21 protein-coding genes are annotated in these 21,115 nt (G+C 54.7%); all 21 read left to right on the top strand.

Going from position 1 to position 21,115, the window contains the following annotated elements; genetic code table 11:
- The first annotated feature begins 135 nt into the window (after window positions 1-135).
- The 21 genes from BQ2657_RS09890 to BQ2657_RS09810 all read left to right on the top strand — a co-directional run bounded on the left by BQ2657_RS09890 (window position 136) and on the right by BQ2657_RS09810 (window position 21,109).
- Complete coding sequence (locus BQ2657_RS09890) at window positions 136-1,197, top strand: sugar-binding transcriptional regulator (RefSeq protein WP_075580455.1); 1,062 nt, start codon at window positions 136-138, stop codon at window positions 1,195-1,197.
- A 21-nt stretch (window positions 1,198-1,218) separates the two neighbouring features.
- Window positions 1,219-2,223 carry a type I glyceraldehyde-3-phosphate dehydrogenase gene (gene gap / locus BQ2657_RS09885; RefSeq protein WP_075580454.1) on the top strand — a complete coding sequence of 335 codons (1,005 nt, stop codon included), beginning with the start codon at window positions 1,219-1,221 and terminating at the stop codon, window positions 2,221-2,223.
- A gap of 22 nt (window positions 2,224-2,245) precedes the next feature.
- Window positions 2,246-4,171 carry a triose-phosphate isomerase gene (gene tpiA / locus BQ2657_RS09880; protein ID WP_075580453.1) on the top strand — a complete coding sequence of 642 codons (1,926 nt, stop codon included), beginning with the start codon at window positions 2,246-2,248 and terminating at the stop codon, window positions 4,169-4,171.
- A gap of 8 nt (window positions 4,172-4,179) precedes the next feature.
- The gene (gpmI, locus tag BQ2657_RS09875; protein WP_075580452.1) at window positions 4,180-5,709 is read left to right on the top strand and encodes a 2,3-bisphosphoglycerate-independent phosphoglycerate mutase; all 1,530 of its coding nucleotides are present in this window, start codon (window positions 4,180-4,182) and stop codon (window positions 5,707-5,709) included.
- 134 nt (window positions 5,710-5,843) lie between these two features.
- Complete coding sequence (eno, locus tag BQ2657_RS09870) at window positions 5,844-7,127, top strand: phosphopyruvate hydratase (protein WP_075580451.1); 1,284 nt, start codon at window positions 5,844-5,846, stop codon at window positions 7,125-7,127.
- An 85-nt stretch (window positions 7,128-7,212) separates the two neighbouring features.
- Window positions 7,213-7,791, top strand: a complete 579-nt coding sequence (locus BQ2657_RS09865) for an HD domain-containing protein (RefSeq protein ID WP_083236250.1) — start codon at window positions 7,213-7,215, stop codon at window positions 7,789-7,791.
- Window positions 7,792-7,992: a hypothetical protein gene (locus BQ2657_RS12705; RefSeq protein ID WP_083236249.1), complete on the top strand. Its 201-nt coding sequence runs from the start codon at window positions 7,792-7,794 to the stop codon at window positions 7,990-7,992. It begins immediately after the preceding gene.
- Between the two features lie 101 nt (window positions 7,993-8,093).
- Entirely contained in the window at window positions 8,094-8,705 is a 612-nt protein-coding gene (locus BQ2657_RS09860; protein ID WP_075581065.1) for a GTP pyrophosphokinase, read from the top strand.
- A gap of 30 nt (window positions 8,706-8,735) precedes the next feature.
- Entirely contained in the window at window positions 8,736-9,416 is a 681-nt protein-coding gene (locus BQ2657_RS09855) for a response regulator transcription factor (protein WP_075580450.1), read from the top strand.
- A 12-nt stretch (window positions 9,417-9,428) separates the two neighbouring features.
- A complete protein-coding gene (locus tag BQ2657_RS09850) occupies window positions 9,429-10,688 on the top strand; it encodes a sensor histidine kinase (RefSeq protein WP_075580449.1) in 1,260 nt (419 codons plus the stop codon).
- Between the two features lie 21 nt (window positions 10,689-10,709).
- The gene (locus tag BQ2657_RS09845; RefSeq protein WP_075580448.1) at window positions 10,710-11,723 is read left to right on the top strand and encodes a Gfo/Idh/MocA family protein; all 1,014 of its coding nucleotides are present in this window, start codon (window positions 10,710-10,712) and stop codon (window positions 11,721-11,723) included.
- 591 nt (window positions 11,724-12,314) lie between these two features.
- Window positions 12,315-13,337, top strand: a complete 1,023-nt coding sequence (locus BQ2657_RS13310) for a hypothetical protein (protein ID WP_232709069.1) — start codon at window positions 12,315-12,317, stop codon at window positions 13,335-13,337.
- The gene (locus BQ2657_RS13440; RefSeq protein ID WP_261796470.1) at window positions 13,325-13,459 is read left to right on the top strand and encodes a hypothetical protein; all 135 of its coding nucleotides are present in this window, start codon (window positions 13,325-13,327) and stop codon (window positions 13,457-13,459) included. Before BQ2657_RS13310 ends, BQ2657_RS13440 begins: the two co-directional genes overlap by 13 nt.
- 50 nt (window positions 13,460-13,509) lie before the next feature.
- Window positions 13,510-13,677, top strand: coding sequence for a hypothetical protein (locus tag BQ2657_RS13150; protein WP_187119196.1), 168 nt, complete (start codon window positions 13,510-13,512; stop codon window positions 13,675-13,677).
- 238 nt (window positions 13,678-13,915) lie between these two features.
- On the top strand, window positions 13,916-14,134 hold the full coding sequence (locus BQ2657_RS09835) for a helix-turn-helix domain-containing protein (RefSeq protein WP_075580447.1): 219 nt from the start codon (window positions 13,916-13,918) through the stop codon (window positions 14,132-14,134).
- 323 nt (window positions 14,135-14,457) lie between these two features.
- Window positions 14,458-14,724, top strand: a complete 267-nt coding sequence (locus tag BQ2657_RS13305; RefSeq protein ID WP_222704327.1) for a hypothetical protein — start codon at window positions 14,458-14,460, stop codon at window positions 14,722-14,724.
- 252 nt (window positions 14,725-14,976) lie between these two features.
- Complete coding sequence (locus tag BQ2657_RS12995; protein ID WP_154667109.1) at window positions 14,977-15,129, top strand: hypothetical protein; 153 nt, start codon at window positions 14,977-14,979, stop codon at window positions 15,127-15,129.
- Window positions 15,130-15,472: 343 nt separating this feature from the next.
- Window positions 15,473-15,874 carry a PaaI family thioesterase gene (locus tag BQ2657_RS09825; protein WP_075578801.1) on the top strand — a complete coding sequence of 134 codons (402 nt, stop codon included), beginning with the start codon at window positions 15,473-15,475 and terminating at the stop codon, window positions 15,872-15,874.
- Window positions 15,871-18,330, top strand: a complete 2,460-nt coding sequence (gene rnr, locus BQ2657_RS09820) for a ribonuclease R (RefSeq protein WP_075580445.1) — start codon at window positions 15,871-15,873, stop codon at window positions 18,328-18,330. Before BQ2657_RS09825 ends, rnr begins: the two co-directional genes overlap by 4 nt.
- A complete protein-coding gene (gene smpB / locus BQ2657_RS09815) occupies window positions 18,281-18,745 on the top strand; it encodes an SsrA-binding protein SmpB (RefSeq protein WP_075580444.1) in 465 nt (154 codons plus the stop codon). The genes rnr and smpB overlap by 50 nt, the downstream gene beginning before the upstream one ends.
- A gap of 168 nt (window positions 18,746-18,913) precedes the next feature.
- Window positions 18,914-21,109, top strand: a complete 2,196-nt coding sequence (locus tag BQ2657_RS09810; RefSeq protein ID WP_083236248.1) for a CRISPR-associated helicase/endonuclease Cas3 — start codon at window positions 18,914-18,916, stop codon at window positions 21,107-21,109.
- Window positions 21,110-21,115 lie beyond the last annotated feature (6 nt).

Raw genomic sequence — 21,115 nt, 5'->3', positions numbered from 1 at the left:
CCCTGCCTGGCAGGCAGGGCAGAAAAAAAGGAAGGGCGCCCCCTTCCTTTTTTTCTTATCTATGCTATAATGAAGTCGTAGTAAATTTATTTTTTTCGAACAGGGTGGGACGTAAAAAGTACCACGAGGGACAAAATGTGCAACATCAGCTTGGATCGAATCATCAACCTGCAGAATAAACTGGTCCCGGAAATGGTGGATCTCCTGACTGAGCGCTACAAAGTGCTCCGGCAGATCAGCCATGACCAGCCCATCGGCCGCCGGACCCTGGCCAAAAAGCTGGGGCTCAGCGAGCGGATCCTCCGCTCCCATGTGGATTTCCTCAAGGAAGCGGGTCTCTTGGACTTCACCCTCACCGGCATGAGCATCACTGATGAGGGAGCTGTGCTCCTCCAGGAACTCCGGGACTATGTGAACCGGCTCCAGAAGCTTTCCAGCCTGGAAACCCTGCTCCAGGAAAAGCTCCATCTCCAGAAAGTGGTGGTGCTTCCCGGGAATGCGGACCAGGATAAAGTGGTCACCCGGGAAATCGGGCGAGTGGCAGCCGGTATCCTGCTGCGCCTTCTTGCAGATCATGGAAGGCACATTGTGGCTGTCACCGGAGGAACCACGGTGGCTGCCATGGCGGAAAACACCTTTGGCAACGAACCGGAGACCATTGTGGTCCCGGCCCGGGGTGGCTTGGGAGACAAAATGGAACTCCAGGCCAACACCATTGCTACCGTGCTGGCCGGCCGCCTCAAGACCCGGTACCTGCAGCTGTATGTGCCGGACAGTGTCAGCGAGGATGTGCTCCAGAAAATCCTGGAAGAAGATGCCCGTGTGAAGCAGGTGGTGGAAACCATCAAAAGCGCGGATATCCTGGTCCATGGTATGGGACAGGCCTTGGTGATGGCAGAAAAACGGGGTATGGATCCGAAGCTGATGCGGCAGTTGGAACAGGCCGGCGCCGTAGGGGAAGCCCTGGGGCAGTATTTCGACCTGAAAGGCCGGGTGGTCTACAGCACCGACACCCTGGGGCTCATGGTCAATGATCTGGAAAAGATCCACACGGTCATGGGCATTGCCGGCGGGCGTTCCAAGGGAAGGGCGATCCTTTCCATGCTCCGCAGCGGCCAGGATGATATCCTGGTCACCGATGAAGCTGCCGCCCGGGAAATCATCGATTGTCTGCAAGCTGATTCCAACCATCAGTAAAAAATTTAGGAGGAATGAAAAATGGTAAAAATTGGTATCAATGGTTTTGGTCGTATTGGACGCTGCGCGCTGCGTATCGCTGTGAAGAATCCTGAAGTGGAAGTGGTAGCGGTCAATGCCCGTTCCGGTATCGATACCTATGCCCACCTGCTGAAGTACGATTCCATCCATGGCACCTTTGATGAAGATGTGTCCGTTGATGGAGACGTGATGCATGTAGGGGATAAAGCCATCAAATTCACCCGCTTCACCGAACCGAAAGAAATCCCCTGGGGTGACATGGGCGTGGATGTGGTGCTGGAAACCACCGGTAAGTTCAAGACCCGGGAAACCGTACAGCCCCATCTGGACAATGGCGCCAAGAAAGTGCTGATCGCCTGCCCGGCAAAAGGCGAAGACATCACCATCGTGCTGGGGGTCAATGAAGATAAGTACGATCCCAAGAAAGACCACATCATTTCCAACGCTTCCTGCACCACCAACTGCCTGGCTCCCTTTACCAAAGTCCTGGAAGACAACTTCGGCATTGAAAACGGCATGATGACCACTGTCCATTCCTATACCAACGACCAGAAGATCCTGGATGCAGCCCACAAAGACCTGCGCCGTGCCCGTGCCGGTGCCTGCTCCATCATCCCCACCACCACCGGGGCTGCCAAAGCCATCGGTCTGGTCCTGCCGGAACTGGAAGGCAAACTGAAAGGCATGGCCATCCGCGTCCCGACTCCGGATGTTTCCCTCACTGACCTGGTTGTGACCTTGAAGAAAGACACCACCAAAGATGAAATCAACGAAGCCATGAAAGTCGCTTCTGAAACCACCATGAAGGGGATCCTGGGTTACAACGAACTGCCCCTGGTTTCCAAAGATTACAGCGGCTGCCCCCTGAGCTCCATCGTGGACGGCCTGTCCACCATGATGGTAGGACCTCGTGTGGCCAAAGTGGTATCCTGGTACGATAATGAATGGGGTTATTCCAACCGTCTGGTGGAACTGGCTCTGTTCGTGGCCAAAAAGGGCCTGTAAGAGAAAGGCAGTGCGCTGAGCCATGGATAAGAGAACAGTCAAAGACATCCAACTGACCGGCAAACGAGTGCTGGTCCGGGTGGATTATAACGTCCCCATGAACGACAAGGGAGAGATCACGGACTTCATCCGGATCGAAGCCTCCCTGCCCACCCTCCATTACCTGCTGGACCAGGGGGCCGCTGTGATCCTCCTGGCCCACCTGGGCCGTCCCAAAGGCAAGGTGAACCCCAAGTTCAGCCTGAAGCCGGTGGCAGAAGCCCTGAGCCAGCTGATCCACCGGCCGGTGCAGTTCTGCTCGGACTGCGTGGGAAAAGAAGCCCAGGCCGCAGCTGCCCAGCTGCGGAACGGGGATATCCTGCTGCTGGAAAATCTCCGGTTCCATCCGGAAGAAGAAAAGAATGACCCCCATTTTGCCCAGGAACTGGCTTCTCTGGGGGATGTGTTCGTGAATGATGGGTTCGGGGTATCCCACCGGGCCCATGCCTCTGTGGAAGGCATTACCCATTATCTGCCGGCTGTGGCCGGTTTCCTGCTGGAAAAGGAAATCGCCTACCTGGGCAATGCGGTGGATAAACCACAGCGTCCTTTTGCCGCCATCATCGGCGGGGCCAAAGTAGCAGATAAGATCGCTGTCATCCGCAGCCTGATCAAGAAAGCGGATGTGATCCTCATCGGCGGCGGCATGGCCAATACCTTCCTGGCTGCCAAAGGCTACAACCTGGGCAAATCCCTGGTGGAAAAAGAGAGCCTGGGGATCGCCAAGGACCTCTTGGCAGAAGCTGCGGCCCAAAAGACCAAAATGCTCCTGCCGGTGGATTTGATCATGGCTGCCAGCTTCTCCAATGAAGCGGACCATGAAGCAGAAGACCTGGATGCCCTGAATCCGGAATATATGGCCCTGGACATCGGTCCCAAGACGGCGGAACTGTATGCCCAGACCTTGGCCGGCATGAAGACCATCGTCTGGAACGGGCCCATGGGCGTGTTCGAAATGCCCAATTACGCGGAAGGGACCCGGCGGGTGGCGGAAGCCATGGCCGCTTCTGACGGCATCACCATTGTAGGCGGCGGCGACAGTGCTGCAGCGGTGAAACAGATGGGCCTGGCGGACAAGATGAGCCATGTGTCCACTGGCGGCGGTGCCTCTCTGGAATACCTGGAAGGCAAAGTGCTGCCGGGCCTGGCTGCCCTGGATGATCTCCGGACTCCCATCGTGGCCGGCAACTGGAAATGCCATAAGACTGTGGAAGAAGCCATGGAATTGGCCCATCAGGTAGCCCATGGCACGGAAATGGCCCGGGCGGAAGTGGTGCTGTTCCCTCCTTTCACCGCTCTGGAAAGCGTGGCGGCCATGGTGGATGATGACGGCATCGGCTACGGCGCCCAGGATATCTTCTACGAAGATGAAGGCTCCTATACCGGCGCTGTCTCCGGTCCTATGATCGCAGAAATCGGTTCCCGGTATGTGCTGGTGGGTCATAGTGAACGGCGGAAATTCTTCCATGAATCCAATGAAATCGTGGTGAAGAAGGTCCTGGCCGCTTTCCGGAACGATCTGGATCCGGTGCTGTGCGTGGGCGAAGATGCCGATGAACATGAGAACGGTTCTACCAAGGACAAAATCCTGAGCCAGCTGACTCCTGTCCTCAATGTGCTCACCGACGGGCAGATCCAGCACCTTTTGGTTGCCTATGAACCGGTCTGGGCCATCGGCAGCGGCAAGAGTGCAGAAGTACGGGATGCCGTGGCGGCCGCAGACCTGATCCGGAAAGCTGTGGCTGAGAAATTCGGCAAAGAGGCAGCCCGCCGGGTGCGGATCCTCTACGGCGGAAGCGTGACCAGCGAAAATGCCCATGCCTTCCATGAAGACGGCATCGACGGCGTCCTGGTAGGCGGGGCCAGCCTGTCTGCCCAGGAATTCTGCGCCATTGCCAATACTTTCTGAGGCGTCCCATGAGAAAGAAACCTGTGATGCTGATGATCCTGGACGGCTGGGGGATCGCACCTCCCAGCTCCACCAATGCGGTGACCCGGGCCCGGACTCCTCATCTGGACTATTACTTCAACCGGTATCCCCACAGCCAGCTCCGGTGTTCCGGGGAAGCGGTGGGGCTTCCGGAAGGCCAGATGGGCAATTCGGAAGTGGGACACCTGTCCATCGGTTCCGGCCGGATCATCTACCAGAGCCTGACCCGGATCAGCCGGGCCGTGAAAGACGGCAGCCTGGAAAAGAATCCTGTCTTGGTGAAAGCCATGGAAGAAGCCCGGGATGGAGAAAAAAAGCTCCATCTCTTGGGACTCCTCAGTGATGGGGGCGTCCACAGCCATATCGATCATCTGCTGGGTCTCCTGGCCATGGCCCAGAAAATGGGCGTTGAAAAAGTCTGCGTCCATGCCTTCTTGGATGGACGGGATACCCCTCCTCAAAGTGCTGCTCCCTTCTTGGAACAGGTGGAAAAAGCCTGCAAGGAACTGGGTGTGGGGCAGATTGCCACCGTTTCCGGCCGGTATTATGCTATGGACCGGGACAAAAGGTGGGAACGGATCCGGAAAGTCTATGACTGCATGACCGGCGGGGAAGCACTGGAAGCACCCAGTGCGGCGGAAGGCTTGGCAGCTGCTTATGGAGCCGGCCAGACCGATGAATTCGTGGTGCCTTTCCGGGTGGCCGGAGTGGATGGAAAGGTGGAAAAGGGCGACAGCTTGATTTTCTTTAATTTCCGTCCCGACCGGGCCCGGGAGCTGACCCATGTGTTCACAGATCCGGAATTTGCTGGATTCCCCCGGAAGGAAACTGCCCTGCCGGTCCACTTCGTTTCCATGACGGAATACGAAAAGGGCCTCCAGGCAGCGGTTGCCTTTCCTCCGGAAGCAATCAAGGATACCCTGGCGGAAGTGGTGTCCCGGGCCGGCCTCCATCAGCTCCACATTGCGGAAACGGAGAAATACGCCCATGTGACCTTCTTCTTCAACGGCGGACGGGAACAGCCCTTCCCCAATGAAGACCGGATCCTGGTGCCTTCTCCCAAAGTAGCTACCTACGACCTGCAGCCAGAAATGAGCGCCTACCTGGTGACGGAAAAGCTCCAGGAAGCCCTGGCCAAGGATTTGTATGACTTGGTGATCCTGAACTTCGCCAATCCGGACATGGTGGGCCATACCGGTTCCCTGGAAGCAGCGGTGAAGGCTCTGGAAGCCGTGGACGAATGTGTGGGCAGCCTGGCGGAGACCGTGCTGCAAAAGGGCGGTGCCCTGTGTATCACTGCGGACCATGGGAACCTGGAAGAGATGGAAGATCCGGTGACCCATGCTCCTATGACCGCCCATACCACCAATCCGGTGCCTTTCCTGGTGGTGGGGGCGGAGCCGGGGACCCAAGTGGAAGACGGAGGCCTTTCCGATATTGCCCCCACCCTGCTGGATCTCCTGGATCTGCCCGAACCGGAGGCCATGACTGGCCATTCCCTGCTGGTACGCAAGTAATCTTTTCAAGTTGTTTCCATATTCAAAATCAATTTGCCAAAATTGATTTCCATCGGCTAGAGACTAGTGACTAGTCTCTAGTGACCAGCCTGGGGATGCTGTTCCCCAGGCTCAACCATAACGAGGTGATTACCATGCCAATCATTGAAAATGTGTGTGCAAGAGAAATCCTGGATTCCCGGGGCAATCCTACGGTAGAAGTGGATGTGCTGCTGGATGACGGCACGGTGGGACGGGCTGCAGTTCCTTCCGGAGCCTCCACCGGGGTCCACGAAGCCGTTGAACTGCGGGATGGGGATAAAGACCGTTTCGGCGGCAAAGGGGTCTCCAAAGCGGTGGACAATGTAAACGACACCATTGCTGATGCCATCATCGGGCTGGATCCTACCCGTCAGGTGGAAATCGATGAAGCCATGATCCGTCTGGACGGCACCATCAACAAGGGCCGCCTGGGGGCCAATGCCATCCTGGGAGTCTCCCTGGCGGTGGCTAAGGCTGCGGCTCTTTCCATCGGCCTGCCTCTGTACCAGTATCTGGGCGGGGTCAACGCCAAGGAACTGCCGGTTCCCATGATGAACATCCTGAATGGCGGTGCCCATGCGGACAACAACGTGGACATCCAGGAATTCATGATCATGCCGGTGGGGGCGGACAGCTTTGCAGAAGCCCTGCGGATCAACGCGGAAATCTACCAGGCCCTGAAAAAGGTATTGAAGGACAAAGGCTTGGCTACGGCTGTAGGGGATGAAGGCGGCTTTGCTCCCAACCTGGACAGCAACGAAGAAGCCCTGCAGGTCATCGTAGAAGCCATCAAAAAGGCCGGCTACAAGCCTGGCAAGGAAGTGATGCTGGCCATCGATACGGCAGCCAGCGAACTCTTCGAAGACGGCAAGTACAACCTGAAAGGGGAAGGGGTCGTGAAGACTTCTGCCGAAATGGTGGAATGGTATGCTGCCCTGTGCGACAAATATCCCATCATCTCCATTGAAGACGGTTTGGCCGAAGACGACTGGGACGGCTGGAAACAGCTCACCGATGCCCTGGGCAAAAAAGTCCAGCTGGTAGGGGACGACCTGTTCGTCACCAACGTGGAACGGCTGAAGAAGGGCATTGAAATGGGCGTGGCCAATGCCATCCTGATCAAACTGAACCAGATCGGGACCCTGACCGAAACCCTGGATGCCATCGAAATGGCCAAACGGGCCGGGTACACTGCCATTGTTTCCCATCGGAGCGGTGAAACGGAAGATACCACCATCGCCGATGTGGTGGTGGGCACCAATGCCGGACAGATCAAATCCGGAGCTCCCTGCCGGACCGACCGGGTGGCCAAGTACAACCAGCTGCTGCGGATCGAAGAAGATCTGGGAGCCGCTGCCCAGTACAATGGGATGGATGTGTTTTACAACATCAGATAAAAACTGTCAACGGCCAGCGGCCGGATGACAAAAAGGTGTGCTGCATGGAGCGTGCGGCACACCTTTTTTACGAAAGGAAAATCTCATGCTAGACAAACAATCTGTTTCTGCTGCTTTTGACCGGTATGTTTCTCAGTTCAATCCGGATACTCCCGGCATCCTCAGCAAGCAGCGCCATTCCCGGACCGTCAGCGTCCTGTGTGAGACACTGGCCCGGCAGCTGGGCTGGCTTCGGAAGGACCAGGACCTGGCCTGGGTGCTGGGGCTGCTCCATGACATCGGCCGGTTCGAACAGGCTCGGCGGTTCCATACCTTCATCGATTATAAATCCATGGATCATGCTCGGTATGGGGTCTGGTATCTGTTCGAAAAAGGCCATATCCGGGATTTCCTGCCGGATCCGGAGCCAGAACGGGAACGGATCCTGGAATTGGCTATCTTATGGCACAATGGCTATGCAGTCCCTTCCAGTATCACCGGCCGAACCCGGGATTTCGCCCTGTTGATCCGGGATGCGGACAAGATCGATTTATTCCGGGTCTATGCCGGGTATCTGGAGCATCCGGAACAGATATGGCAAATGTCTCTGAAAGATCTGGGCAGCCAAGAGATTTCCCCCAAGGTGCTGGAAGAAGCCTTGGGGGAGAAGCTGGTCCATACATAAGTGAAAAAGACAGCTCTGGATTTTTTTACGGGCTGTCTGTGCCAGCTCTTCGATTTTACCTATGGGCCCAGTCTTGCCCTGGTCCGGCAGCAGGGATATTTCCAAGAACTCCTGGACTTCCAGCCGGTCAACCCGAAAAGCGCCCGCCAGCTGGAAAGCGTGAAGGAAAAAGCAAGGAGGATATTGGAAGGGGCTGGCTGAGTACCCCCAATTTTCATACAAATTCCATATTCCTATGATACAATAACAAGAAAAGAGATGTGAAAATAACTCCCAAAGGAGGAATTGATTTGAACCAATCCATGGGCAGCAGCTATGAAGACTGGCGGCCGGTCCTGGAAAAAGTCCAGGCACAGCTGGTCCGGCAGATCCAACAGTATAATCAGAAAGAGATGGAAGAACACAAGGAAAATGCCTATGAACATTTGATCTACCGCATCAAGGACCCGGCAAGCATGGCGGAAAAATGTGGACGGAAAGGTCTGCCGGTCAATGCCCGGTCGGCTCTCCACGGGGTCTATGATGCCATCGGCCTGCGGATCGTCTGCCGCTTCCTCAGCGACATCGACCGGAACCTCCGTCTACTCCGGCAGATCCCTGGCTGCACCATCATCCGGGAAAAAGACTATGTGCACAATGTGAAACCCAATGGCTATCGGTCTTATCATCTGATCCTTCGCCTGGAGGAGCCCTTTCCCGATGTGGAAGGGAATACTCCGGGGATTTTCTATGCGGAAGTGCAGCTGCGGACCATTGCCATGGATTCCTGGGCCAGCCTGGAACATGAGATGAAGTACAAACGGGATATCAGGAATCCGGAATTGATCGGGCAGGAACTGAAACGGTGCGCCGATGAACTGGCCGCCTGCGACCTGTCCATGGAGACCATCCGGAAACTGATCCGGGAAAACTGATGAGCCACTCTGGAAAGGAGCCAAGAATCCATGAAAATATTACTTGCGGAAGATGAAAAAGCCATGTCCATGGCCCTATGTGCCGTGCTGGAATATTCTGGCTATCAGGTGGATGCCGTCTATGACGGGCAGGCAGCTGTGGAAAAGGCACGCCAGGAAATCTACGATGCCATGATCTTCGATATCATGATGCCGGTGAAGGACGGGATCAGCGCCCTGACAGAACTCCGAGAGGAAGGGGACCGGACTCCAGTGATCATGCTCACCGCCAAAGCAGAAGTGGATGATCGGATCAATGGCCTGGATGCAGGGGCGGACGATTACCTGACCAAGCCTTTTGCCATGGGAGAACTCCTGGCACGGCTCCGGAGCCTGACCCGGCGCCAGGAGGATTTCAACCGGGATACCCTCCAGGCCGGGACGGTGACCCTGAACTGTGCGGAAGGGGAACTGTCCAGCAAGAGCACAGTCCGGCTCTCTCCCAAGGAGACCCAGCTGATGAAATTTTTCATGCAGCATCCTGGAAAACCCTGTGAGACACGGGTGCTCTTCGATCGGATCTGGCAGGATGAAAAACAGGAAGACCCAGGGATCGTGTGGATCTATGTGTCCTACCTCCGGGAAAAACTCCGGGCCATCGGCGGCAATCTGACCATCGATGGTCACCAGGACGGGGCCTTTGTGCTGCAGACACCGGCCCTGGCCAGTTAAGGAGCCTGCCCTATGGATATGATCCATCGTCTGCGGCGGAAATTCCTGCTGCTGGCTTTTATCGCCGTGGTCATCATCTTGGCCGGGGCCCTTGGGCTGATCAACGGCATCACCTATATGAAGATGCGGTCAGAAGTGAACACCCTTCTTACCGCCATTGTCCAGAACGATGGCATCATGCCCTCCCACCAGCCTGGGACCAGCACGGAAAGCTGGCTCAGTGATCCGGAATGGTACAATGATACCCCGGAATTTGCCCACCAGACCCGGTATTTCAGCGTCATCCTGGATGAAAACGACAAGATCCGCCGGCTGAACCTGTCCAACATTTCCGCCTTCAATGAACTCCAGGCTTTGGAGATTGCCCGGAGCTTGGCAGATGGCACCCAGACTCAGGGCCTGTTCAAGAACAAACGGGCCAGCTACTGCTTCAGTGTGACACCTCGGACCGAGGGAGGAAAATTGGTGGTGGTCATGGACTGCACCCGGGATGTGGGGGCTGTGGAGGCGTTCATGCGCTATTCCCTCCGGTTCGGCCTGGCCTGTATCCTGCTCTATATGCTGATCCTTGGCCTTTTGAGCAATTACGCCATCCGTCCTTTCGTAGAGAACCTGGCCAGCCAGAAACGGTTCATCACCAATGCAGGCCATGAACTGAAGACCCCCATTGCCATCATTTCTGCCAATGCAGAGGCATTGGAGCTGATCAGCGGAAAGAGCCAGTGGACGGACAACATCCTGTTCCAGGTGAAACGGGTGACCCGGCTGATCAACGAACTGATCATGCTGGCCAAGTTGGGAGAGAAGAAAGAACAGGAACTGAAAAAAGAACCGGTGGATATCAGCCGGACCTTCCAGGAAGCTGTCCAAGCTTTTGCTCCGGTGGTCCAGAGTGAAAAGAAACAGCTGGTGACAGAGATCCCGGAAGGGATCGTACGGGAAACCGATCCCAAATACCTCTATGAAATCTTCAATATCCTCATGGACAACGCCGCTAAATACTGCGATGAGGGAGGCACCATCCGGGCCTTTTTGGAAACCCATGGCCGCCATGGTTTCCGGGCCAGTGTAGCCAATGACTACAAAAACGGGGCAGGGGTGGATTACACCCACTTCTTCGAACGGTTCTACCGGGGAGATGAGAGCCACAACAGCCAAAAAGCCGGCTACGGCATCGGCCTTTCCATGGCGGAAGAAGCCACCCATCTCCTGGGAGGGAAGATCCAGGTGGAATACAAAGAGGGAGTGATCACCTTCGGTGTGACCTTTTGACCAGAAAAGGAGGCTTTTTTCATGAAATTGGCCATGCTGGGCACTGGCGCCATTGCTCCTGTGGCCTTGGCTGCTATGGAGGCGGTGCCGTCCATCCAGGTGGAGGCCCTGTGGTGCCGGCAGCACAGCCAGCAGCGGGGAGAAGCTCTGGCCCGGGAGTATGGGATTTCCAGGGTATATACGGACTGCCGGGCCCTTTTTCAGGAAGCAGACGTAGATACGGCGTACATCGCCCTGGTGAACCCGGTCCACTATGCCTATGCTCGGAAAGCTCTGCTGGCTGGAAAAAACGTGATCCTGGAAAAGCCCTTCTGCACCCGGTTGACCCAGACCCAGGAATTGGCGGAACTAGCCCGGAAAAAAGGCCTCATCCTGCTGGAAGCCATGCCTCTGTGGCACGGGGCTCTCTTTCGGAAAATCCGGGAACTGGTGCCGGCCCTGGGTCCCATCCGGCTGGTCCAGGGAAATTATTCCCAATATTCCAGCCGGTATGACCGGTATCTTACAGGGGAAGTGCTCCCTGCCTTCGATCCGGCACTAGCAGGGGGAGCCCTGTACGACCTGAACGTGTACAACATCGCCTGGACCACCGGGCTCTGGGGCCTGCCGGAAAAGGTCCTGTATGCCCCCAACCGGGGATGGAATGAGGTGGATACCTCCGGCGTGCTGCTCCTGGGATACCCCGGGTTCCAGGCAACTCTGTCCGCCGCCAAAGATTCCGACAGCCCCTCCGGGTTCCTGGTCCAGGGAGAAAAAGGGTGGCTGAAAGTGGAAGGAAAGCCCATCCACCCGGAAAAACTGGAGTGGACCCTGATCCAGGGACCGGACCAGGACCAGTTCAGCACCGCCGCTGTGAAAAATGAAAAGGTGACTGAAAGCTGGATTCCGCCGAAACGGGAAAACCGGATGGTGGAAGAGTTCGAGGATTTTGCCCGGATCGTGGACGGGAAGAAAAAAGAAGAGGCGGAGGCTTATTTAAAGATGACCCTTGCCGCCAGTGAGGTGCTGGAAAAAGCAGCTGGTCATACGATTTGACCGCCCCTGTGGATAGGAAATCTCCGAAAGTTGGTGAACGAGTGCCCGACTCCAACGTNCATAAAAATCAACCTCCTTTTTTTGAATTGGCAGCTGTGCATCAAAGCCACAGAGACTTCATCATAATGTATCCTCGCTAGATATGAACCGTCGAGCGGTATCCAACTCATTAACAAATTGAATGAATTCTGTGGTCGGACTCTACAAAAACCGTCAAGCGGTAGGGGCGCGCAACCGATCCACAGCTCCATTCTAATCGTACCGTAATTCACTATAAAAGGGAATATCTGGTACAACTCTATTATACGAGGGGCGGGCCGCAGGCCCGCCCTTCCCGGCCTGCGGCTTTTCACCCTTTGTCTGGCGGGCCGCCGGTTGTGCGGCCTCTATAGTTGGTGCCCTTCTTCCCTTTGTACTATTGACCCTTTAATGAATAAAATATAATATACTGTGCTTAAAGCAGAATCGGAAACGGTTCTGCTTTTTTATTGCCTGCAATCTGGTTAGGGAGGCGGATAAACTCTGGAGCACGGCAGCGAAAAAGCCGCCAAGAGAGCCCTCCAGAACGCCATACAGGAGAAAAGCCGGTACGTGGCGGAACGGATTGCCCGGACGGAAGGGGCCAGGGCCCGTTACGATGCCTTCATGGCCCGGAACGGGGAAGATGAAGACGTGGTGGCCTACAAGTGGAAGCTGGGGAGCCGGCACCCGGCGGAAGACATCTGTGACATGTACGCCAATGCGGACCTGTACGGCCTGGGGAAGGGAATTTTCCCCAAGGACAAGGTAGTACCCCAGCCGGCCCATCCTCATTGCTTGTGTCATTATGCCCCTGTGTACTGGGGTGAGATAGATGAAAAGAAACGGTCCGACAACGTGGAAGAAAACGGCCGTGTCTGGCTGGCCAAACAGCCCCTGCACATCCGGCAGGCCATCCTGGGAGTGAAAGGCGAACAGGAGTGGAGAGCCGGAAGGGTTGGGTGGATGGAAAAGGCGAGAAACTTGTCTGATGTATTTGGAAAGACAGAAAGCAGGCTTTCTGAAATGGTTTCATACGCCAGGAGAGAAAAAGTCGAAATAACAGATAAGACAATTCAAAATGTAAGACGATTTAAGTATCCTGGATTATCCGATAAACAAAATCTCATTATGCAAAATTGGCAAATGAAATTATTAAAGTTTGCTAAAGATGAAAATGACAGTAATGAAGGCGCCTTTTTGCTAGATAATCACTTAAATCTTATTGATTCCGTAAAGGGCTCGGAAAGCAATCTTAATTTATCAAGCAGTGTCTTTTATAGTAGCTGGTTGCTGCATAATCATCCTAGGTGTGGAGGCTTTTCACTAGATGATTTGAGCGAATTCTGCAAACAAGAATCTCTAAAATATATTTCCGCAATTGGAAATAATGGTCACATTCAACTATTGACCAAGACTGATGAATATGATATTCTGAAAACAAAGAAAGTGACTTATTCCCATTTTAATAGTCTTCAAATGGACAATGCTTATCAAAAGGCATCTAAGAATGAAAAGGATATTATGATTACATACATGATGAAAGACCTTCTATTAGATTTGCATGCGAGAGGGCTGATTTTATGGAAAAAATAAAAAACATTACGCCTTTTCCAGAGAACAAAGATAATCATATTATTGATCGGAATGATCAGGTAGCATTTTTTGAGCAATGGTATGATGAATTGAAAGAAGACCAACAGAATGAAAAGAATTAAGCCCCCTGCTCCGGCAGCGGGCTTTTCTTATGCCTGAAAAGGAGGGGAACATGAAAGAGAATGACACTAAAACTTTGGAAGAAGGAATCCTGAAAGATATCACCAGGGTGATTGTGGAAACAGATGAAGAAAACCCTGTATCCATTGCTGTTATCACGGCTGATAACATTCAATCGGCAAATGGGTACAGGGTTCGGATGCGGCCTAAATATAAATAGCTTTTTGGCAGACCATAGGGTCTGCTATTTTTATGCACAAAAAGGAGAGATGCAAGATGAAGAACGTGAAAACTATGGCGATGACTCTGGCTCTGGTGGCCGGTGTGGCGGGAACGGCCTTTGCGGCCGACATCCGGGACATTGTATTTACCCCATCAAGCAAATATGCTTGATAATAAATAGAAAGCACTGTAAAATTTAATTATCACTTTATTGAAAATTCTAGGAGGAAGTCTAAATGAATCCAATCGATGAAGTTATGAGTGTAACGGAAGCCGCAGAATTGTGGGGCCTTAAGCCTGTGACTGTACGGCTGGCCTGTACTGGGTACAGCCGGGCAGAGCCCCGGTTCCGCGCTGATGAAGCCCGGAAATCCGGCAGTACCTGGCTGATTACTCGGTCTGGGATGGAACGGGTATACGGACCGGCAGACGGCAAAAAAACGGCAGAAATTTAATGAAATCCTTGGAGCGGGCGGCTCTGGCGACATTTTGCTTTGCAAAAGTCTTGAACCCCCCTACGACCGCCCCCTGTGGAGCCTTATCGAAAGGTCCGCGAACTCCGTAGGGGATGACTCAGGGCTACGCAGCAATCCCGCCCGGTCATCCCGCAGGCAGGGCCAAACGATGGAGCAGCGGGCGGCCGGGCCTGCCGCTCCTACATTTGAATTGCCGGTCTACCATTGCCGGAAGCCTGTACGGTCCTGAAGATGGGCACAAACAGGAAGGAAAACGGATCGCCAGGGACGAAAAAGGGCGGAACTACTATTTGCCGGCGGATATGACCTATAGCCAATGGCACGACAAGTATGTGGTAAAGGCCCAGGTGCTTCCGAAAAATCCTCATGCCGGCAAGGTGGTTCTGGTGGATATTACACCAGGAAATAATGGCGGGGATACGGTGAAGGTGCACGAAGGGGAGAAAATCCCTCATAGGCTGGCTACTGAAAAGAAGCTGAAAGAGCCCATTACCTATGACTTGACTGATCCGCGGTATAAAGTCGCATTTGTTAAAAAAGAAAGGAGGTTTGGAATATGTTTCCGATAAATAGATGTAGGTGCTGTAAGCATTATGTGGTTTATCCGCGGGAAGATATGCGGGGATGTCCCTACTGTGATGCATTTCCAAAAGGGATTCCTTTTGATATTTTTACCGAAAAGGTAAAGCATGATAAGCCGTATCCAGGCGATCATGGGATTCAATACGAACCAGCGCATCCAGAAGCTGAATAAAATCTAACAGAAAGCACCTAGCAGAAATGCCTGATGCTTTTTCCATGCCTGAAATGAGGTGATGTTTATGACTACGTTCATGGAACCGGCCGCTGCGGAAGCGGAAATCCAGAGCAATGTGGCTGCCATCCGGGCAATGAAAACGGTCTCAGGCCCGCCCTTCCCGGCCTGCGGCTTTTCTCATTCAAAAGCATCTGCCCCTGCAGATGGTCTCCTTTGACCGTCAGGACAAGGCGATAGGCTGTGAGCCTCCCGCCAGGGACGAACGGGTCTGCCTTCCCGGCGGAGAGCCCTCGCGGGTGTATAGGTATAGAAGTTTTTGCCCTCTGGGCGGCCGGGACGGGTTTGCCTGCGGCGAACCCCTCGTATAATAGAGTTGTACCAGATATTCTCTTTTATAGTGAATTACGGTACGATTAGAATGGAGCTGTGGATCGGTTGCGAACCCCTACCGCTTGACGGTNCCTGCTGTGGATCCCTCAGGCCCGCCATGTGATGACATTATATAAGGGCCGGCAGGCCATTTATGCTGCCATTGAGGCCTTTTTGGAGGAATAAGGAATATGGAAAGAACCAGAGATACCATGTGCTTCGGCTGCGGGAAGGACAACCCTATGGGGCTCCATCTCCATTTCCGTACCGATGCGGAAGGCTGCTATACCAGCTTTGTGCCCCAGCCCGTCCATCAGAGCTATGACGGCCGGATGCACGGAGGCTTGATTTCCACCCTGCTGGACGAAACCATGGGGAATTACCCCTATATGTATGAACACAAAGTTGCCTACACGGCCCGGCTGGAGGTCCGCTTCCGGCAGCCGGTGCGGATCGGGGAACGGATCGAAGTGATCACCAAAGTGAAGCGGAGGAAAGGACAGCTGCTGGAAATGACCGGGCAGGTGGTCCGGGAGGACGGGACCATTGCCGCGGAAGCGGACGGCAAGCTGATGTATGAGGAGAGATCATGACAAACACGGAATTGGAAAACCAGCTCCTGGGGTATATGAAGGAACATCCGGTAGCTCCCTTGGGGGCGGAAGAACTGCTGAAGGCCCTGGCGCTGGAAGGCAGTGACCTGAAGCTGTTCTGGCAGGTGCTGAAAGATCTGGAAGACCGGGGCCAGGTGGTGAAGACCCGGTTCAATACCTACGGGCTCCCCGCGGCTATGGGCTTGGTGGTGGGGCGCTGCCAGGTGACCAGCAAGGGCTTTGCCTTTGTGATCCCGGAAGAGAAGACCGCCGATGGAGATCTCTTTATCCCGGCCAGCAGCCTCAGCGGCGCCATGGATGGAGATACGGTCATGGCCCGGGTGATGAAAAGCGGTTTCGACGACCGGCAGGAAGGGAAGATCATCCGGATCCTGAACCGGGCCCATCACAAATTGGTGGGGACCTTCAGCAAATCAGGCGAGTTCGGCTTTGTGATCCCGGACAACAAACGAGTGGGCCGGGACATCTACGTGCGTCGGAAAGATTTCAACGGAGCACGGGATAAGGAAAAAGTGGTGGTGGAAATCACCACCTGGCCGGACGAACGGCGGAATGCAGAAGGAAAGATCGTGGAGATCCTTGGGAAACCTGGGGATATCGGCCTGGAAATCCTTTCCATCATCAAAGATAACGATTTGCCCACCAAATTCCCGGAACCGGTCCAGGCAGCTGCGGAAAAAGTAGAGCAGAAAATCAAAAAGAAGGAGCTCCAGAACCGGCTGGACCGGCGGAAATGGAACATCATCACCATCGACGGGGTGGATTCCAAAGACTTGGACGATGCGGTCTATGTGGAAAAACAAGGAGACAATTATTTCCTGGGGGTCTACATCGCCGATGTGAGCTATTACGTCCAGCCCCATTCCCTGCTGGACCAGGAAGCCTATGAACGAGGCACCAGCGTATATCTGGTGGACCGGGTCCTGCCTATGCTGCCGGTGGAACTGAGCAACGGCATCTGCAGCCTGAACGAAGGGGAAGACCGGCTGACCATGGGCTGTGAGATGCTCATCGACGGAAAGACCGGCCGGACCATCTCCTTTACCCTTTCCCCCAGCGTGATCAACAACCATCATCGGATGAACTATCCCGATGTGCGGGCCATCCTGGTGGACCAGGACGAAGCCCTGCGGAAAAAATATGCAGATATCGTCCCCATGCTGGAAAACATGGCCCAGCTCCAGAAGGTGCTCCACAAAAAGCGGGAACGCCGAGGCGCCATCAATTTCGAACTGCCGGAACAGAAGGTGCTCCTGGATGAACAGAAACATCCAGTGGCCATTGTGAAGCGGGAACGTTCCGTGGCCGAGATGCTCATCGAAGAATTCATGCTGGCTGCCAATGAAACGGTGGCAGGCTATATGGCCCGGCACAAACGGCCCTTCATCTACCGGGTCCACGATCTGCCGGATCCGGAAAAGATCCAGAACTTGGCCAAGCTGATGGCCCTCTTCGGGGTCACGCTGAAAGTGGAAGAAAAGATGCGTCCCAAAGATCTCCAGCGAGCTTTGGATAAAGTGGCTGGAAAGCCGGAGGAAAAATTGATCTCTACGGTGGCCCTCCGGAGCATGCGTCAAGCAGTCTACCAGACAGAGAACATCGGCCATTTCGGCCTGGCTGCCCATTTTTACACCCATTTCACGTCTCCCATCCGCCGGTATCCGGACCTGATGGTGCATCGGCTCCTGCGCCGGCAGCTGGATGGAGAACGGCTGACCCGGCAGCAGGCAGAAGAGCGGACCCAGCGCCTGAGCCTGATCGCTTCCCATTGTTCCATCCGGGAACGGGGAGCCATCGATGCGGAACGGCAGACCGTGGACCTGAAGATGGCCGAATACATGCTCCAGTTCGTGGGGAAGGAATTTGCCGGGACCATTTCCGGAGTGTCCTCCTTCGGCTTCTTCGTGGAGCTGGAAAATGGGGTGGAAGGGCTGGTCCATATCTCCAGCCTCACCGACGATTATTATGATTATGTGGACGGCCAGTATGCCCTGATCGGCCAGCATCTGGGCCATCGGTACCGTCTGGGCGACCAGGTGGAGATCCAGGTGCTCCAGGTGGATGTCTCCGAACGGAAAATCGATTTCGTCCTGGCTGGATTGACTCCGGAGGCAGCGGACCAGATGCGCCGGGAACTGGGACGGCAGAAAAAGACCAAGACCGGCATCGCCACCGGGAAACTGCGGAACGAGACCACCGGCCGGAAGTCCGGGGACCGGAAGGCATCTGGCAAAAAGAACAGCAGCCGTCGAAAAAAGAAGAAAAACACGCCCCAAAAAGCGGAAGGAGCAGCTCTGAGCCAGCTGGTGCCCCAGGGGACGGCGGCAGAAAACACCGGAAAGAAGAAAAACAACCGCCGGCGGCGGAGAAGAAGGGATCGGAAACATGGAAAAGCCAGTGAAGGTAATCGCAGAAAACAGGAAAGCAAGGCATGACTATTTCATCCATGAAACCTATGAAACCGGCATGGTCCTCACCGGGACGGAAGTGAAATCCCTCCGCCAGGGGAAGGCCAACCTGAAGGATTCCTATGCAGCGGTGACCAAGAGCAGCGAAGTGTATATCTACAATCTCCATATCAGCCCCTATGAACAGGGGAATCGGTTCAATGTGGATCCCCTCCGGGACCGGAAGCTGTTGATGCACAAAAGGGAAATCCAGAAGCTGATCGGGAAGACCAAAGAAAAAGGGTTCACCCTGGTCCCCCTCCAGCTGTATTTCAGCCACGGACTGGTGAAATGCAAACTGGCCCTGGCCACCGGGAAAAAACTCTACGACAAGCGCCAGGCCATGGCGGACCGGGCTGCCAAACGGGATATCGACCGGGCCATGAAAGAGCGGAACCGGTAAACTGGAACAAAATGAGCTGCGGACCATGCCGTCCTGGAAAGGAACGGTGGGGACGCAGCTTTTTTGCAAGGGGAAAAGAACGGAGGGTACATCATTTGCAGGAAGGTGTGCATCGGGGAGTTTTTTTACCCACGAGATATGATATAGTAAAAGGAACAGAAGGAGGGGATGAAGTTGCAACAAGTGATGGTGAATGGAAAACCATATTTGGCCCATCTGGATCCAGCGGGGAAACGGCCGCCTCAGCTCCTGCTGGACCATCTCCGGCAGGTGGCCCGGCTGGCGGAGAAGTTTGCTCCCACTCCGGAAATGAAGGAGGCGGCCCGGCAGTGCGGGCTGCTCCACGATATTGGGAAGTACTCTGGGGATTTCCAGAAGTATCTTTTGGGGCAGAAACATGGCCGGGTGGATCATTCTACGGCGGGGGCCCAGCTTTTGGCAAAAAATGGAAATCTCACTTCTACTATGGAAGCTTTCTGTATCGCCGGGCACCATGCGGGGTTGCCGGATTTGGGAACAAATGCTGATTTGCCTGGAGAAAACACTTTTGCAGCCCGGCTGAAAAAAGCGGTTCCGGATTGCTCTTCCTGGCGGCAGGAATTGAAAGTGCCGGTTCAAGTCCAGGGAATCGAACAAGTCATCCAGGATTTCCAGATCCAGGGGAAGATGGATTTCATTGGGTGCAGTCTTTGGCTGCGGATGCTGTATTCCTGTCTGGTGGATGGGGATTTTCTGGATACGGAAGACTATATGCAGGAGGGAGCGGTGAAACGGAGCGGTTTTGCCTCCCTGGAACAGCTCCATGACCGGTTCTTTTCTGCCTTGCAGGAAAAGGGGTTCTTCCATCCGCAAAATGATCTGAACCGGAAGCGATATGAGATCCTCCAGCGTTGCATCCAGATGGGGAAGAATCAGGAAGACCGGATCTATACCCTGACCGTTCCCACCGGCGGAGGCAAGACCATTTCCGCCTTTGCCTGGGCGCTGGAAAAGGCCAGGACCTGCGGAAAAAAACACATCATTTATGTGATTCCCTATACTTCCATTATCGAACAGACGGCGGACATCCTCCGGTCCTACCTGGGAGAGGAAAATGTCATTGAACACCACAGCCAGGTGGAATATGAGGACACGGACGAAAAGATGGACACCCGTCGGCTGGCCACGGAAAACTGGGACGCACCGGTGATCGTCACCACCAATGTCCAGTTCTTCGAATCCCTTTTTGCCAACCGGTCTTCCCGGTGCCGGAAGCTCCACAACATGGCCAACAGTGTGCTGCTGTTTGACGAGGCCCAGATGTTCCCGGTGAACTATATGACTCCGGTGCTCCGGAGCCTGGAGGCCCTGGTCCGGCATTTTTCCTCTTCGGCTCTTTTGTGCAGTGCCACCCAGCCCCGGCTGGAACGGTTCCTCCAGGAAAAGCCCCAGGAATTGATGGAAGATATCCCCGGCCTTTACCGCTTCTTCAAACGGACCCGGCTGGTCAATGAGGGGGTGCTGTCCTATGACCAGGTGGCAGAAGCCATGGAAGGGCAGCCCCAGAGCCTGTGCATCTGCCTGACCAAAGGGGAGGCCCGGGAAATCAGCAGCCGGATCCAGGGAGAGCACCTTTATCTTTCCACCAATCTTTGCCCGGCCCATCGGCAGCAGGTGATCCGCACCATGAAGGAGAAGCTGAAAAAAGGAGAACCCTGCCGGGTGGTCTCTACCAGCATCATTTCTGTAGGGGTGGATATCGATTTCCCGGTGGTGTATGTGGAAGAAAACGGGGTGGATGCCCTGATCCAGGGGGCCGGCCGGTGCAACCGGGAAGGGAAGCGCAAAGCGGAGGACAGCCTGGTCTATGTCTTCGCCACGGAAAACAGCCAGAAGTCCCGCTTCCTGGAACAGGAACGGCAGAGCACCCAGCTGGTGGCACAGAAGTTCCAGGACCTGGCAGCGCCGGAAGCCATTGCCAATTACTTTGACTGGCTTTATCGGGCAAAAAACGGTATACTGGATGAAAAAGGAATTGTCGATTTATCTGGCAAGGGAGCCTATGCCACCATCGGTCAACAGTTCCAACTGATCGAAGACCATACCAGGAATGTGCTGATCCCCTGGAATGAGGAAGCCCAGGAGATTGTCCGCCAGCTCCAGTGCGGCATCCGGACCCGGAAGCTGCTGCGGAAAGCCGGCCGTTATATGGTCAGCGTATGGTCCCAGACCGGCCCCCGGCCAGGGCTGTATGAACAGATGCTGGCGGACGGGGTGACGGAGGCTCTGGACGAACAGATGGCAGTGCTGAAAGATCTGTCCGTATATAAGGAAGAAACCGGCCTTACTTATCAACAGGAAGAAGGACGGGGGCTGTTTGCCTGAAGCGAT

The sequence above is a fragment of the Acidaminococcus massiliensis genome (genome assembly GCF_900095825.1).
Lineage (GTDB): Bacteria > Bacillota > Negativicutes > Acidaminococcales > Acidaminococcaceae > Acidaminococcus > Acidaminococcus massiliensis.
Note: the sequence above shows the minus strand (reverse complement) of the source record. Positions and strands in the feature narration are given on the sequence as shown.